We start from the raw sequence: 15193 nt of genomic DNA, 5'->3' as shown, positions 1-15193 counted from the left end.
TCAAAAACATACTGTATTTAACTTTTGTATTTCGATGGTACAATGTGTATTTACGTAATACGTACCACATCACGAAATAGTAGGAGCAATCATGGCCCGTGGCGGTGTAAATAAGGCAGTAGTGCAAGCTGCACGTTTGGCGATCCTTGCTCGCGGCGAAAACCCCAGCATCGATGCCGTACGGATCGAAATGGGCAATACCGGTTCGAAAACCACGATTCATCGGTATCTGAAGGAGCTGGGCGTCACCACTGAACCGGTGACAACAGAACCGTCCGAGCCTATCGACGATGAGTTGCTCGCACTGGTTTCGCGGCTGGCGCAACGCCTGAAGGAGCAAGCCCAGGCGCCGATCGATCAGGCTCTCGAGCAGTTCGAGTCGCAGCGCAAAACCCTGGAGGCTCAGCTGGAAGAGGCTCGGGAAGCCAACACCGAACTGCACCAGCAGTACGAGATTCAGAGCCTGGCACTCACCCAGGAGTCAGAGGCGCTACACGAAACCCGCGCCATCTTGCAGGCCGAACAAACCCGTAATGCCGGGCTGACTCAGGCTTTGGCTGATTTCGAATTACGTTTGCAGGACAAGGACGAGCAGATCCGCTCGCTGGAAGAGAAGCACCTGCATGCGCGTGACGCACTGGAGCACTACCGCAATGCCGTCAAGGAGCAGCGCGAGCAGGAACACAGTCGTCACGAAAGCCAGGTGCAGCAGTTGCAGATGGAATTGCGTCAGGCGCAGCAAAGTGCGCTGGTGCGCCAGGATGAAATCACCCAGTTGCACCGCGACAACGAACGCTTGCTGACGGAAAACCGCGGCACATTGCGTGAGTTGAGCCTGATGCAAGAGCAGCTCAAGCAAAGCAACAGCCGCCAGGATCAACTGCTGGAGCAAGTGACACGGTTTGACGGCGAACGCACCCTCCTCCAGGAACGCTTGCGCGTCGCCCTTCTTGAGAGTCAGTCGCTGAAACAGAATGTCGATGAGCAGTCACAGATCAACAAGGCGCTGGAAATCGAGTTGACCAAGGTCCAGGCAGAGCTTGAAACAAACACACGCTTGAGCGAACCCGCCCCTCCCACAACAGACGGCGGCGGGACACAACTGTCATGAACCACGCAAGTTCCTGTGGGAGCGAGCCTGCTCGCGAAGAGGCCATCACATCCAGCATCCCTGCTGACTAAGCCACCGCTTTCGCGAGCAGGCTCGCTCCCACAAAAGGCGCTTAGCCGGCGACCGGCGTACGCATGGTGACGAACTCTTCGGCGGCCGTCGGGTGCACGCCGATGGTTTCGTCGAAGTCACGCTTGGTGGCGCCCGCCTTCAAGGCAATCGCCAGGCCCTGCACGATCTCGCCGGCCTCCGGCCCGACCATGTGGCAACCCAGCACCTTGTCGGTCTTGGCATCCACCACCAGCTTCATCAGCGTGCGCTCCTGGCATTCGGTCAGGGTCAGCTTCATCGGCCGGAAGCGGCTTTCGTAGATCACCACCTCATGCCCGGCGTCCCGCGCTTCCTCTTCGGTCAAACCGACGGTGCCGATGTTCGGCAGGCTGAACACCGCTGTCGGGATCATCTTGTAATCCACTGGGCGATACTGCTCAGGCTTGAACAGACGTCGCGCCACCGCCATGCCTTCAGCCAGCGCCACCGGTGTCAGCTGAACGCGACCAATCACATCACCCAGCGCCAGGATCGACGGCTCGGCGGTCTGGTACTGATCATCCACCTCGACAAAGCCTTTCTTGTCGAGTTTGACCCCGGTGTTTTCCAGCCCGAGATTGTCCAGCATCGGGCGTCGGCCCGTGGCGTAGAACACGCAATCGGCTTCCAGTTGGCGGCCGTCCTTGAGCGTGACTTTCAAGCTGCCATCGGCCTGCTTGTCGATACGCTCAATGTCGGCGTTGAATTGCAGGTCCATGCCACGCTTGGTCAGCTCTTCCTGCAAGTGCTTGCGCACCGAACCATCGAAGCCCCGCAGGAACAACTCACCGCGATAGAGCAACGTGGTCTGGGCGCCGAGGCCATGGAAAATCCCGGCAAACTCGACGGCAATGTAACCGCCCCCTACCACCAGCACCCGCTTGGGCAGCGCTTTGAGGAAGAACGCCTGGTTGGAACTGATCGCATGCTCATGCCCCGGAATCTCCGGGATCTGCGGCCAGCCGCCGGTGGCGATCAGGATGTTCTTGGCGGTATGACGCTCGCCATTGATCTCGACAGTATGCGGATCGACGATCTTGGCGTGCCCCTCATGCAGGGTCACGCCGCTGTTGACCAGCAGGTTGCGATAAATGCCATTCAGGCGATTGATCTCGCGGTCCTTGTTGGCGATCAGCGTCGGCCAATCAAACTGCGCCTCGTCCAGACTCCAACCGAAACCCGATGCCTGCTCGAAGTCCTCGGCAAAATGCGCACCGTAGACCAGCAATTTTTTCGGCACACAGCCGACGTTCACGCAGGTACCGCCCAGATACCGACTCTCGGCCACGGCCACTTTCGCGCCGAAACCAGCCGCAAATCGGGCCGCCCGCACACCGCCGGAACCGGCGCCAATTACATACAGATCAAAATCGTGGGCCATTGTCTATCTCCTCGGCAGGTGAACAGCATACCCGCGAGCGCTCGTTGGGCAAGCGCTGCAAATGAAAAAGCCACCCGAAGGTGGCTTTTCAATACAAACAGCTTGGGCGTGCTATCAGTACGCCTTGCCCGTCTTGTAGAAGTTCTCGAAGCAGAAGTTGGTCGCGTCGATGTAGCCCTCGGCGCCACCGCAGTCGAAACGCTTGCCCTTGAACTTGTAGGCCATGACGCAGCCGTTCTGGGCCTGTTTCATCAGGGCGTCGGTGATCTGGATTTCACCGCCCTTGCCTGGCTCGGTCTGTTCGATCAGGTCGAAGATGTCCGGGGTCAGGATGTAGCGACCGATGATGGCCAGGTTCGACGGCGCATCTTCAGGCTTTGGTTTCTCGACCATGCTGTGCACGCGGTAGATGTCGTCGCGGATCATCTCGCCGGCGATGACGCCGTACTTGTTGGTCTCTTGCGGGTCGACTTCCTGGATGGCCACGATCGAGCAGCGGAACTGTTTGTACAGCTTGACCATCTGGGTCAGTACGCCGTCACCTTCGAGGTTGACGCACAGGTCGTCCGCCAGCACCACGGCGAACGGTTCGTCGCCGATCAGCGGACGGCCGGTCAGGATCGCGTGCCCCAGGCCTTTCATTTCGGTCTGACGGGTGTAGGAGAACGAGCAATTGTCGAGCAGCTTGCGGATGCCGACCAGGTACTTCTCCTTGTCGGTGCCCTTGATCTGGTTTTCCAGCTCGTAGCTGATGTCGAAGTGGTCTTCCAGGGCGCGTTTGCCGCGACCGGTAACGATGGAGATTTCGGTCAACCCGGCATCCAGTGCTTCTTCGACGCCGTACTGGATCAGTGGCTTGTTTACCACCGGCAGCATTTCTTTGGGCATGGCTTTAGTCGCTGGCAGGAAGCGAGTACCGTAACCGGCTGCTGGGAACAAGCATTTCTTGATCATAAAAGTCCTTGAAAGGGCTGTGTGTACGAGTTTCGGCGCAGTCTAATCAGGCGGCGAGCACCTTACAATGCCCCGCGCTGGCTAACCGATGCCATCATAGAGAAATATTCTTGCCGATAGTTCCGCAAGAGACTGCATCGATCCTTCGGCAACCTGTAAGTGATAGCAGAGACCGGCAGGTTTGCACGCTTGTCAACTGATCGGGCAATCGCACCACCCTACACCCATCGACACCGGTTGCGGGTGTTTGGCGCTATCATGGCGCATTTGAACCAGCCAACGAGGCAGATAGATGTCGGTAGCAAAAAGCGTCAACGGGTACCTGATCAACAAAGCGAAAGACGGCCAATGGTGGATAGGCAATGCGGGGGGCGAAAATATCGTCGGCCCTTTTCCGACTGAAGCCATGGCGATCGAAGTGGCGTCGGTGCTCGAACTGGAACACCCGGAACCCAAGCGACGCGGCAAGGACAAGAGCTGATCCTTGGCTTACGCGCCACAGCCCTGCCTCTAGGCATGATGCTGGTCACTGAAAATGAAAATTTGACTGGCTTGCGGGCCTTTTTGTGGGAGCGAGCCTGCTCGCGATGGACGACAACAATAACGCGCGTTGTCTGAATGAACGCGTTGTTCGGAGGTTTTTCGCGAGCAGGCTCGCTCCCACAGTGGCCTTTCGCTATAACCTTTTGCCCGCGGCGCTGTCACAGGCTTTGCCCACCCCACTGACGACGACAACGACATGACCCGATTTTTGCCACTGATTGCGGTATTGGCCCTGAGTGGCTGCGCAACATCCGAAACCACTTACCTGAACAACGGCGAACAAGGCCTGGCCATCGATTGCTCCGGGGAAGCCAATTCCTGGGCGACCTGCTATGAAAAGGCCGATGCGTCTTGTGCCGGCACCGGCTACCGCATCGTTGGCACCGACGGCTCTCCAGCCCCCGAGGAGAGTGACAAAACCCTGGGCCTCGACGTCGGCAACTTCAAAAACCGCAGCGTGGTGGTGGTCTGCAAGTAAGGTGCCCTGCCCTATATGTGGATTTCGGCGAATTTGATCCCCAGGCCGCGCACGGTTTCGACCAGATCGTCCAGGCGAGAAAAGGATTCGACTTCGTCGTTGTCATCCACCAGAAAAAAACTGCGTCCGGCGCTCTTTTTGAAAAACACGATCCACTCCCCTGGATTCGCCGGATTTTGTATGACGTGGGTGGCACAGATCAGACCCTCTGCGTGCCGTTCCCGCACTTGCTCGCGCTTCATGCCAGACTCCAGAAATGACAATGCCGCCAGAGCATTGCTTTGACGGCATGGGTGTTTTGAATATCGGTAGTCTATCAGCCGGAAATGCACTCGGTCGCTGCATTGCGTACATCCCGAGGACGCAACGGTACGTTGGAGATGCGTTCATGGAGTTTGATACTGCTGCCGCCGGAGCGCTGTTCAATATCGAATACGGCCGCCGGCCCTGACGACAGCTTCTGCGGCACGATCACCCGCACACCGTCTTTCTGCGGTTCGACTTGCAAGGCCCCGCGACTGCTGGCGAGCTTCTCGCTCAAGCATTGCGCGTACTCATGGGGCTTCTTGCCTGAAATCACGTTCATGGTGGGCAGCGACGCGTCGATCTCCGAGACGGTCGCGCAACCACTTATCGCCAACGCCAACGGCAATACCCACACTCCCCACTTCATACGAAACCTCCGATAAAGACCCTCCGACAGCGCAGATGCGGTTTTTCTCCGGGGCCCACTGTATTTTATCGCCCACCGGGCACCGAATAACCGCTTTTAATTGTCAAAGCGGGCCTCGACAGCCGGATAATAACGCCTGCGGACTGATAAACTGCGCCAATTGCCCACTGCTATCGTTTTGATTTTGTAGAAAAAGCCCTTCTGGAGGCGCCCATGAAATTTATCCACCAGCGCGAGCACCTCAATGAAGACGACATCGTCGTCATTCAATGCTCGCAGATGTGCAACATCCGTCTGATGAACGACGCCAACTTCCGCAGCTTCAAGAACGGCGGCCGCCACACTTACCACGGTGGCGCATTCGACACGTTCCCGGCCCGCATCACCGCGCCGAGCACCGGTTTCTGGAATATCACCATCGACACGGTCAACCGCCGGGCAATCAGCGTGACCCGCAAACCGACCCTGACCCACTCGATCAAGATCATTCGCCGCTCCAGCTCGAAACTGAGCTGAGTGACATTCAAGCACACAGACAGGCAGGTATGACCGTGGCTCAGACGACCAAATACGTCATCAAGTACAAACTCAACGGCGAACGCCGCTTCGAATTCGCGCAGCTGGAAAACGGCACCGAGGAAGAAGCGAAGGCCGCGCTGGACGCCTTGCACGGCCAGGGCGAAGACGTCATCAGCGAAATCAGCGTGAGCAAAGCGCTGTAACGCCATCCAGGCGTTGAAATTCGACCGCAAGCGCCGGAGTGTTCGCATCCTCGGCGCGTCCTAGACTGGCCACTTCCCCCTTGGGTCAAGGAGTCAGAGCAATGCCCATCCTTCGCGTATTGATAGCGTGGGACCGCGAGGCCCGTCAATGAGCGGGCGATACCTCGACAGTCTCGATTGGGCGACGCTGGAACAGCAACTCGACCAGGATGGCTGCGCGGTCATCCCGTCGCTGTTGAGCCACAAGGCGTGCGATGAAATCAGCGCCTTGTACGCCCAACCCGAACCCTTTCGCTCGCAAGTGATCATGGCCCGTCACGGTTTTGGCCGCGGCGAATACAAGTATTTCCGCTACCCGCTGCCGGACCTCGTGGCCCGGTTACGCCATGCGCTCTATCCGCGACTGGTGCCGATTGCCAATCGCTGGCATGAACAGATGGGTTTGCCGAACCGTTTCCCTGAAAGCCATGACGCTTTCCTCGAACGGTGTCATGCCGCCGGTCAGGAACGCCCGACACCGTTGTTGCTGCAATACGGCCCACAGGACTACAACTGCCTGCATCAGGATCTGTACGGCGAACACGTCTTCCCACTGCAAGTGGCGATTCTTCTGTCAGAACCCGGTGATGATTTCACCGGTGGCGAATTCGTGCTGACCGAACAGCGCCCGCGCATGCAGTCGCGCCCGCAAGTCATCGGCCTGAAAAAAGGTGACGGATTGATCTTTGCCGTCAACCAGCGCCCGGTCAAAGGCGTGCGCGGATACTACCGGGTAACCCTGCGCCACGGCGTCAGTCGCCTGCACAGTGGAAAACGGCATACCCTTGGCATCATCTTTCACGATGCGACATGACCAGCATGAACCCGACCACCTTTGACCTGTTTGCCGACACCGACCCCGAGCAGCAGCCCAGGATTGAGCGGATCGGCGAACAATCCTGCGTCTTGAGAGGCTTTGCTTTGCCCTGGCTGGACCGCTTGCTGCCCGCGCTGGAAGCGGTGCTGGCGGCGGCACCGTTTCGACAGATGGTCACGCCAGGCGGCTTTACCATGTCGGTGGCTTTAAGCAGCTGCGGTACCTGGGGCTGGACCACCGATCGCAGCGGTTATCGCTACACCCGCAACGATCCGCAGACCGGCCAACCCTGGCCGCCCATGCCCGAGGTATTTTTCCAGCTGGCGCAAGCGGCGGCGCTGGAAGCGGGGTTCAGGGCGTTCGAGCCGGATTCCTGCCTGATCAACCGTTATATCCCCGGAGCGAAAATGTCATTGCATCAGGACAAAGACGAAAAATCCTACGCAGCGCCTATCGTTTCGGTGTCGCTGGGGTTGCCGGCCATGTTCCTGTTCGGCGGCTTCGTGCGCAGCGAGAAGAGCCAACGCGTGCCGTTGCTGCATGGTGACATCGTGGTCTGGGGTGGAGTCGATCGCTTGCGTTATCACGGCGTCCTGCCCATCAAGGACGGCCAGCATCCGCGCATGGGCGAACAACGGATCAACTTCACCTTTCGCACCGCCAGGTGAAAACCCGGAGTTTGACCGCAAGCGCCGGAGTGTAGGTGTACGGGCCAGTGGTTAATCTGCGGCAAACGGGTCAACGGATGCATAGCCATGACAAGCCAATCGACAAAAATCACCACCGAAAACGATCCACGCTGGGCCGCTGTGGTCGCCCGCGATCCACAGGCGGACGGGCAGTTTGTCTACGCGGTAAAAACCACCGGGATCTACTGCAACCCCAGCAGCCTGGCGCGCTTGCCCAAACCGCAGAATGTCGAATTCTTCGAGACCGCCGAGTTGGCTCAAGCGGCGGGTTATCGTCCGAGCAAACGCGCGGCGAAGGATCAGAGCGACGTGGCCGCAAAACATGCCGCCACCGTGGCCGCCGCGTGCCGTCAGATCGAAACCGCCGATGAGCTTCCCGCCCTGAACGAACTGGCCGAGACCGCGGGCCTGAGCAGCTTTCACTTCCATCGGGTGTTCAAGGCCGTCACCGGCCTGACGCCCAAGGGTTACGCCGCGGCCCACCGCTCACGTCGGGTGCGGGAGCGGCTGGCCGATGGCAGCTCGGTCACGGACGCCCTGTACGACGCCGGTTTCAACTCCAACAGTCGTTTCTATGAGGCAGCGGATCAGGTGCTGGGCATGAAACCCGCCGATTACCGCGCTGCCGGCCAGAACAACGACATCCGTTTTGCCGTCGGCCAGTGTTCCCTCGGGGCGATTCTGGTGGCGCAAAGCGAGCGCGGGGTGTGCGCGATCCTGTTGGGCGACGACCCTCAGCAACTGGTCTGCGACCTGCAGGACAAGTTTCGCCGGGCCAATCTGATCGGCGCCGATCAAGCGTTCGAGCAATTGATTGCCAGGGTCGTGGGTTTTATCGAAGCCCCGGCCCTGGGCCTGGACTTGCCGCTGGACGTGCGCGGCACGGCCTTTCAGGAGCGGGTCTGGCAAGCCTTGCGGGAGATTCCCGTGGGCAGTACCGCGAGTTACGCCGATATCGCCCAGCGCATCGGCGCACCGAAAGCGGTTCGCGCCGTCGCTCAAGCCTGTGGCGCAAACAGCCTGGCGGTGGCAATCCCCTGCCACCGCGTGGTGCGCAGCGATGGCAATCTGTCGGGGTATCGCTGGGGGGTGGAGCGCAAACGGCAATTGCTGGAGCGCGAAAGCACCACCTGATCCCTTGTAGGAGCGAGCTTGCTCGCGATGGACTCAAGAACGCCGCGTTGAACCAATAACTACGCGTAATCGTTAACGACCATCGCGAGCAAGCTCGCTCCTACAGGGTTCAGTGCCCAATCAGCGGTTCACATCCACCACTACCCGCCCGCGCAATTGCCCGGCCAGCAAGCGCGGCGCCGCATCAATGGCTTCGCTTAAACCGATTTCGTGGCTGATCAGCGGCAGCAGATTGAAATCCAGATCTCGCGCCAGACGACGCCACGCCTCCACACGCTTGGCTTTGGGTTGCGTCACGCTGTTGATGCCGGCCAGGGTCACGCCGCGCAAAATGAACGGTGCGACAGAGGCCGGGAAATCCATGCCCTGGGCCAGGCCGCAGGCGGCGATGGTGCCGTTGGCCTTGGTGCTGGCACAGGCGTTGGCCAGGGTGTGGCTGCCGACCGAATCGATGACCGCCGCCCAACGCTCCTTGGCCAGGGGTTTGCCCGGCTCGGACAGTGTCGCGCGATCGATGATTTCGCTGGCGCCCAACTGCTTGAGGTAATCGTGCTCCGAGGTACGGCCGGTGGACGCGACCACCCGGTAGCCCAGCTTGCTCAACAGTGCGATGGCGAAACTGCCCACACCGCCGTTGGCGCCAGTGACCAACACTTCGCCTTGTTCGGGTGTCACGCCGTTATGCTCCAGTGCCAGGATGCACAACATCGCCGTGTAACCGGCGGTGCCGATGGCCATGGCTTGCGCAGCGGTAAATGCCTCGGGCAACGGAATCAGCCAATCGCCATTCAGGCGCGCTTTTTGCGCCAGACCACCCCAATGCCCTTCGCCCACACCCCAGCCATTGAGCAGGACCTGGTCACCGACCTTGTAGTCCGGATGCCCGCTGACCTCGACGGTCCCTGCCAGATCGATCCCCGGCACCATCGGGAATTTGCGTACCACCGGGCTGCTGCCGGTGATCGCCAGGCCGTCCTTGAAATTCAACGTGCTATACGCCACGCGCACCGTCACGTTGCCCTCGGGCAGTTGATCCTCACTGATCGCTTGCAGGGTGGCTCGGTAACCGCTGTCGTCTTTGTCGATCAAAATGCCTTGGAACATGACTGCCTCCGGAGGGTTCACCTGTTATGGTGTGATTTAAATACCACATCGCAAAAAAATGCCGTACACGACTTTAAGCCAATACATAAAACCAGCGGAGCTAATAACGCCTGCGCCGGCAGACAAACATGACTGGCCTTGGGCCAATCATGCTGCTACAAATCCTGATCGTCCTTGCCCGGTTTCAACATCGGAGAGCACCCAAAATGAGTCAATGGCCAGACACCCGCATTCTTGACCTGCTCGGGATCGAGCTGCCGATCATCCAGGCCCCAATGGCTGGCGCCACCCTCTCTTCCATGGTCATCGCGGCCAGCAATGCCGGCGGCCTGGGCTCCATGCCGGCAGCGATGCTGAGCATCGAGCAATTGCGCGAAGAGCTGAAAACCATCCGTCAACACACGCAGCGCCCGATCAACGTCAACTTCTTCTGCCATCAACCGCCACCCGCCGACGAGCAACGTGCGAAAGACTGGAAGCATCTGCTGGAACCCTACTACCACGAACTGGGTGTCGACTTCGATGCACCGACACCGGTGTCCAATCGTGCGCCGTTCGATGCCGCAAGCTGCGAAGTGATCGAGGAATTGCGCCCGCAAGTGGTGAGTTTCCACTTTGGCCTGCCGGAAAAGTCCCTACTGGATCGGGTGAAGGCCACCGGGGCAAAAGTGCTGTCCTCGGCCACCACGGTCGAAGAAGCCCTGTGGCTGGAGCAGCATGGCTGCGACGCGATCATCGCCATGGGCTACGAAGCGGGCGGACACCGCGGGATGTTTCTCAGCGATGACCTGAGCAGCCAGGTCGGCACCTTCGCCCTGGTGCCACAGATTGTCGATGCGGTGAAAGTGCCTGTGATCGCCGCTGGCGGCATTGCCGATGCGCGCGGCGTTGCAGCAGCGTTCATGCTGGGGGCTTCGGCGGTACAAGTCGGCACGGCGTATCTGTTCACGCCGGAAGCCAAGGTCAGTGCGTCGCATCACAAGGCGTTGCGTACCGCGAAGGAAAGCGAGACGGCCGTCACCAACCTGTTCACCGGGCGCCCGGCACGGGGGATTCTCAATCGGGTGATGCGCGAACTCGGACCGATGAACGCCAAGGCACCGGCCTTTCCTCTGGCGGGTGGCGCGCTAATGCCATTGCGGGCCAAAGGCGAAGCGGACTTCAGCAACCTCTGGGCCGGGCAGGCATTCACGCTGGGGGTTGAATTGACGACCGCAGAACTGACCCGGCGACTGGCCGAGGAAGGATTGGCGAAATTGCTTCGCCGCTGAATCTGCCAAAACCCTGTGGCGAGGGAGCTTGCTCCCGCTGGGTCGCGAAGCGGCCCCAAAAGCTTGCGACTGCTTCGCAGCCGAACGGGAGCAAGCTCCCTCGCCACAAGAACACACCCACAATGATGAGACCTCTCACCCCAGATCAGGCAAGTTCCGTTCGCAGGCATTTCGCTATATATTCGTATATATAACGAATCACCCCCTCGCATCATCTGCTTATAACGGAGCCGTTTCATGACCATTCGTGCCTCACGTTTTGCCCCTACTTGCCTGGCGACTTTGATAGCCGTGTTCGCCTTCGGCTCTGCCCAGGCCGATGAAGTCCAGGTGGCCGTCGCCGCCAACTTCACCGCGCCGATTCAGGCGATTGCCGCCGATTTCGAAAAAGATACCGGGCATAAACTGGTGACTTCGTTCGGTGCGACCGGTCAGTTCTATACCCAGATCAAAAATGGCGCACCGTTCGAAGTGTTCCTCTCGGCGGACGACACCACCCCGGAAAAACTGGAAAAGGAAGGCGACACCGTCAAGGGCTCGCGCTTCACCTACGCCATTGGCACCCTGGCACTGTGGTCGGCCAAGGAAGGTTACGTCGATGCCAAGGGCAAAGTGCTGAGCGACAACCAGTACCAACACCTGTCCATCGCCAACCCGAAAGCCGCGCCTTATGGCCTGGCGGCGACCCAGGTACTGGCCAGGCAAGGCCTGACCGACAAGGTCAAGGACAAGATCGTTGAAGGCCAGAACATCACCCAGGCCTACCAGTTCGTATCCACCGGCAATGCCGAATTGGGCTTCGTCGCCTTGTCGCAGATCTACAAAGACGGCAAAGTCACCAGCGGTTCGGCCTGGATCGTTCCGGCCAACCTGCATGACCCGATCAAACAAGACGCGGTGATTCTCAACAAGGGCAAGGACAATCCGGCCGCCAAGGCGCTGGTTGACTACCTCAAGGGACCAAAAGCCGCTGCTGTCATCAAGTCCTACGGTTACCAACTCTAAATGTCGCTCACGAGTGCCGATTTTTCCGCCATCTGGCTGACCCTGAAACTGGCGTCCCTTACGACCGTCATCCTGTTGTTGATCGGCACTCCGCTGGCGTTGTGGCTTGCGCGCACCTCATCCTGGTGGCGCGGTCCGGTCGGGGCGATCGTCGCCCTGCCCCTGGTGCTGCCGCCCACCGTGATCGGGTTTTATCTGTTGCTGGCGCTCGGCCCTAACGGGTTCATCGGCCATTTCACCCAGTCATTGGGGCTCGGCACCCTCACCTTCAGTTTCGCGGGGTTGGTCATCGGTTCGGTGCTGTACTCGATGCCGTTCGTGGTCCAGCCCCTGCAGAACGCCTTTTCCGCCATTGGCACTCGCCCGCTGGAAGTGGCCGCGACCTTGCGCGCCAATCCCTGGGACACCTTTTTCAGCGTCACCCTGCCCCTGGCCCGCCCCGGCTTCATTACCGCAGCCATCCTCGGTTTCGCCCACACCGTCGGCGAATTCGGCGTGGTGCTGATGATCGGCGGCAATATTCCCGACAAGACCCGCGTGGTCTCGGTGCAGATCTACGATCACGTCGAAGCCATGGAATACGCCCAGGCCCATTGGCTGGCGGCGGCGATGCTGGTGTTCTCCTTTGCGGTATTGCTGGCGCTGTACTCCAGCCGAAAAACCAAAGCGGGCTGGAGCTGATCGATGATTCAAACACGCCTGAAGTTGAGTTATCCGGGGTTCGCCCTGGATGTCGATTTACAGTTGCCCGGTCGCGGCGTCACCGCGCTCTACGGTCACTCCGGTTCGGGCAAGACCACCTGCCTGCGTTGCATCGCGGGTTTGGAACGGGCCGAGCGGGGGTTTATCCAGGTCAACGACGAAATCTGGCAGGACAGCGACAAGAACATTTTCGTCGCGCCGCACAAGCGCGCCCTGGGTTACGTGTTTCAGGAAGCCAGTCTGTTCCCGCACCTGTCGGTGCTGGCCAACCTGGAATTCGGCCTCAAACGCATCCCGAAACACCAGCGCCGGGTCGACATGGCCCACGCGACCGAGCTGCTGGGCATCGGCCACCTGCTCGATCGCCATCCACAACACCTGTCGGGCGGTGAACGGCAACGCATCGGCATCGCCCGCGCCCTGCTCACCAGCCCGAAACTGTTGTTGATGGATGAGCCGCTGGCCGCGCTGGACGCCAAACGCAAAGGCGAAATCCTGCCTTACCTGCAACGGCTGCACGATGAACTGGACATTCCGGTGCTGTACGTCAGCCACTCCCAGGATGAAGTCGCGCGACTGTCCGACCATATCGTCCTGCTCAGCGACGGCAAGGCGCTCGCCAGCGGTCCTATCGGACAGACCCTGGCTCGCCTCGACCTGCCGCTGGCACTGGGTGATGACGCCGGCGTGGTCATCGAAGGCCGCGTCAGCCGTTATGACAGCGATTACCAATTGCTGACCCTGGCACTGCCCGACACAGCCCTGAGCATTCGCGTGCCACACACGCCGATGGCGCCGGGCCAGGCGTTGCGCTGCAAGGTTCAGGCGCGGGATGTGAGCCTGAGCCTGCACAGCGCCGAACACAGCAGCATCCTCAATCGCCTGCCGGTCACCGTGGTCAGTGAACTGGGTGCCGACAACGCCGCCCACGTGCTGGTACGACTGGACGCGGCGGGCACACCACTGCTGGCGCGCATTACGCGCTTTTCCCGCGATCAGTTGAACGTGCATCCCGGTCAGCAGCTCTGGGCGCAGATCAAGGCCGTGGCGGTACTGGCCTAGCAATAGGGGTTTAACGGCGCTGGCACGACTGCGGTGGCCTGGGGTCAATGGCTGTAACGACCCCGGATTCCTCGCTCAGGAAGATCACCATGCCCGATGCGCTGCCACCCGACCTGCATTACGTCGATGACACCCGGCCCGGAATCACCCGCAGGAAACTGCGTGGCAAGTTCGGCTATTTCGACCCGACCGGTCAGCGGATTACCGATCCTGCCGAAATCCAGCGCATCAACGCACTCGCAGTGCCGCCGGCCTACACCGACGTATGGATCTGCGCCGACCCGCGCGGGCATCTGCAAGCCACCGGCCGCGACGCGCGCGGTCGCAAGCAGTACCGTTACCATCCGCGCTGGCGCGAAGTGCGCGACAGCGACAAGTACTCACGCCTGCGGGATTTCGGCCTGGCCCTGCCGAAACTGCGTAAACAGCTGGAGGCCTTGTTGGCAGCACCGGGCTTCAGCCGCGACAAGGTCATGGCCACTGTCATCACCTTGCTCGATGCCACGCTGATCCGTGTCGGCAACACCCAATACGCCCGGGACAACCGCTCCTACGGCCTGACCACCTTGCGCAGCCGTCATGTGGAGATCAACGGCAGTGCGATCCGGTTCCAGTTTCGCGGCAAAAGCGGTGTCGAACATCAGATCACCGTGAAGGACAGGCGCCTGGCGCGGATTATCAAGCGTTGCCAGGACATCCCCGGGCAAGATCTCTTCCAATACCTCGATGAAAACGGCGAGCGACACACCATCACATCCGCTGACGTTAATACCTGCCTGCAAACCCTGACCGGTGCCGACTTCACCGCCAAGGACTACCGCACCTGGGCCGGCAGTGCCCTGGCGCTGGCGGTGTTGCGCAAACTGCAGTGGCAACCGGAATCGGAGGCGAAACGGCATGTGGTGGAGATGGTGAAAAACGTCGCCCGGCAGTTGGGCAATACCCCGGCGGTGTGCCGCAAATGCTATATCCATCCGGCGGTGCTCGAGTGCTTTCATCTGGGCGCACTGGCCGATCTGCCCCGGCCAAGAACGCGTAAAGGCTTGCGGGCCGAAGAGGTCGGGCTGGCGATGTTGCTGGAGAAACTGGCGTCTGAACCGACGAATTGACTTGCCTATTTTTTGCACGATTACAAATGACTTCTATAGTTGATCTGTACACGAGTCAGCTGCGGTGAAGCCATGGAAGACATTTTCGTCGTGAAGCGTTGTAACAAGATCATCATTCATGGCCGCCGAGCCGGAGAAACCGGTCATCCACCCCCCGAGGCTGCCGTTTGGTACCGCATAAACGATACCCGCACCAACGGTTTCATCGGTGACGGCTACGAACTTGAAGACGACGCCAAACGCGTCTGCCGCCAGCTGAATGCCAGGTCACAAGTAACGGCCCGAGAAGGCTGATGAGTTCTCGCGTGC

Annotated in this window: 19 protein-coding genes; 14 read left to right on the top strand and 5 right to left on the bottom strand. The window is 60.0% G+C overall.

Annotated elements, in window-relative coordinates; all coding sequences use genetic code 11:
- Window positions 1-91 precede the first annotated feature (91 nt).
- Window positions 92-1111, top strand: a complete 1020-nt coding sequence (locus tag LAB08_RS13350; protein WP_096511760.1) for a DNA-binding protein — start codon at window positions 92-94, stop codon at window positions 1109-1111.
- A gap of 112 nt (window positions 1112-1223) precedes the next feature.
- Here LAB08_RS13350 and gorA read toward each other — a convergent pair whose 3' ends face one another.
- The gene (gene gorA / locus LAB08_RS13345; protein WP_096511761.1) at window positions 1224-2582 is read right to left on the bottom strand and encodes a glutathione-disulfide reductase; all 1359 of its coding nucleotides are present in this window, start codon (window positions 2580-2582) and stop codon (window positions 1224-1226) included.
- Between the two features lie 114 nt (window positions 2583-2696).
- Window positions 2697-3536: a UTP--glucose-1-phosphate uridylyltransferase GalU gene (gene galU, locus LAB08_RS13340; protein ID WP_008065368.1), complete on the bottom strand. Its 840-nt coding sequence runs from the start codon at window positions 3534-3536 to the stop codon at window positions 2697-2699.
- Between the two features lie 292 nt (window positions 3537-3828).
- Between galU and LAB08_RS13335 the strand changes: the two genes are divergently transcribed.
- Both LAB08_RS13335 and LAB08_RS13330 read left to right on the top strand, forming a co-directional pair.
- Entirely contained in the window at window positions 3829-4017 is a 189-nt protein-coding gene (locus tag LAB08_RS13335; protein WP_096511762.1) for a hypothetical protein, read from the top strand.
- A gap of 258 nt (window positions 4018-4275) precedes the next feature.
- Window positions 4276-4557: a hypothetical protein gene (locus tag LAB08_RS13330; RefSeq protein WP_096511763.1), complete on the top strand. Its 282-nt coding sequence runs from the start codon at window positions 4276-4278 to the stop codon at window positions 4555-4557.
- Window positions 4558-4568: 11 nt separating this feature from the next.
- On the opposite strand, the gene LAB08_RS13325 is transcribed toward LAB08_RS13330, so the two are convergent.
- Entirely contained in the window at window positions 4569-4799 is a 231-nt protein-coding gene (locus tag LAB08_RS13325) for a hypothetical protein (protein WP_096511764.1), read from the bottom strand.
- A 74-nt stretch (window positions 4800-4873) separates the two neighbouring features.
- Window positions 4874-5230 carry a hypothetical protein gene (locus LAB08_RS13320; RefSeq protein WP_096511765.1) on the bottom strand — a complete coding sequence of 119 codons (357 nt, stop codon included), beginning with the start codon at window positions 5228-5230 and terminating at the stop codon, window positions 4874-4876.
- 213 nt (window positions 5231-5443) lie between these two features.
- On the opposite strand from LAB08_RS13320, the gene LAB08_RS13315 reads away from it, so the two are divergent.
- From LAB08_RS13315 to ada, 5 genes are all read left to right on the top strand, one after another.
- On the top strand, window positions 5444-5746 hold the full coding sequence (locus LAB08_RS13315; protein WP_057400164.1) for a DUF1883 domain-containing protein: 303 nt from the start codon (window positions 5444-5446) through the stop codon (window positions 5744-5746).
- Window positions 5747-5781: 35 nt separating this feature from the next.
- Window positions 5782-5952, top strand: a complete 171-nt coding sequence (locus tag LAB08_RS13310) for a hypothetical protein (protein ID WP_095194899.1) — start codon at window positions 5782-5784, stop codon at window positions 5950-5952.
- Window positions 5953-6100: 148 nt separating this feature from the next.
- Window positions 6101-6805 (top strand): 2OG-Fe(II) oxygenase, encoded by a 705-nt coding sequence (locus tag LAB08_RS13305; protein ID WP_096511766.1) that lies wholly within the window; start codon window positions 6101-6103, stop codon window positions 6803-6805.
- A 5-nt stretch (window positions 6806-6810) separates the two neighbouring features.
- Window positions 6811-7476 (top strand): DNA oxidative demethylase AlkB, encoded by a 666-nt coding sequence (alkB, locus tag LAB08_RS13300; protein WP_096515409.1) that lies wholly within the window; start codon window positions 6811-6813, stop codon window positions 7474-7476.
- An 87-nt stretch (window positions 7477-7563) separates the two neighbouring features.
- Complete coding sequence (gene ada / locus LAB08_RS13295) at window positions 7564-8631, top strand: bifunctional DNA-binding transcriptional regulator/O6-methylguanine-DNA methyltransferase Ada (RefSeq protein ID WP_096511767.1); 1068 nt, start codon at window positions 7564-7566, stop codon at window positions 8629-8631.
- Between the two features lie 120 nt (window positions 8632-8751).
- On the opposite strand, the gene acuI is transcribed toward ada, so the two are convergent.
- Window positions 8752-9735: an acrylyl-CoA reductase (NADPH) gene (acuI, locus tag LAB08_RS13290; RefSeq protein ID WP_096511768.1), complete on the bottom strand. Its 984-nt coding sequence runs from the start codon at window positions 9733-9735 to the stop codon at window positions 8752-8754.
- Window positions 9736-9941: 206 nt separating this feature from the next.
- Here acuI and LAB08_RS13285 point away from each other — a divergent pair, with 206 nt between their 5' ends.
- From LAB08_RS13285 to LAB08_RS13260, 6 genes are all read left to right on the top strand, one after another.
- Window positions 9942-11006, top strand: a complete 1065-nt coding sequence (locus LAB08_RS13285; protein WP_096511769.1) for an NAD(P)H-dependent flavin oxidoreductase — start codon at window positions 9942-9944, stop codon at window positions 11004-11006.
- A 237-nt stretch (window positions 11007-11243) separates the two neighbouring features.
- Window positions 11244-12011 carry a molybdate ABC transporter substrate-binding protein gene (modA, locus tag LAB08_RS13280; protein WP_096511770.1) on the top strand — a complete coding sequence of 256 codons (768 nt, stop codon included), beginning with the start codon at window positions 11244-11246 and terminating at the stop codon, window positions 12009-12011.
- Window positions 12012-12692: a molybdate ABC transporter permease subunit gene (gene modB, locus LAB08_RS13275; RefSeq protein ID WP_096511771.1), complete on the top strand. Its 681-nt coding sequence runs from the start codon at window positions 12012-12014 to the stop codon at window positions 12690-12692.
- Window positions 12693-12695: 3 nt separating this feature from the next.
- On the top strand, window positions 12696-13775 hold the full coding sequence (gene modC / locus LAB08_RS13270) for a molybdenum ABC transporter ATP-binding protein (protein ID WP_096511772.1): 1080 nt from the start codon (window positions 12696-12698) through the stop codon (window positions 13773-13775).
- 89 nt (window positions 13776-13864) lie between these two features.
- Window positions 13865-14884, top strand: coding sequence for a DNA topoisomerase IB (locus LAB08_RS13265; RefSeq protein ID WP_096511773.1), 1020 nt, complete (start codon window positions 13865-13867; stop codon window positions 14882-14884).
- 72 nt (window positions 14885-14956) lie between these two features.
- Window positions 14957-15178: a hypothetical protein gene (locus LAB08_RS13260; RefSeq protein ID WP_096511774.1), complete on the top strand. Its 222-nt coding sequence runs from the start codon at window positions 14957-14959 to the stop codon at window positions 15176-15178.
- Window positions 15179-15193: the final 15 nt, after the last annotated feature.

Origin of the sequence: Pseudomonas izuensis, from assembly GCF_002356535.2 — a bacterium.
Classification (GTDB): Bacteria; Pseudomonadota; Gammaproteobacteria; order Pseudomonadales; family Pseudomonadaceae; genus Aquipseudomonas; species Aquipseudomonas izuensis.
Note: the sequence above shows the minus strand (reverse complement) of the source record. Positions and strands in the feature narration are given on the sequence as shown.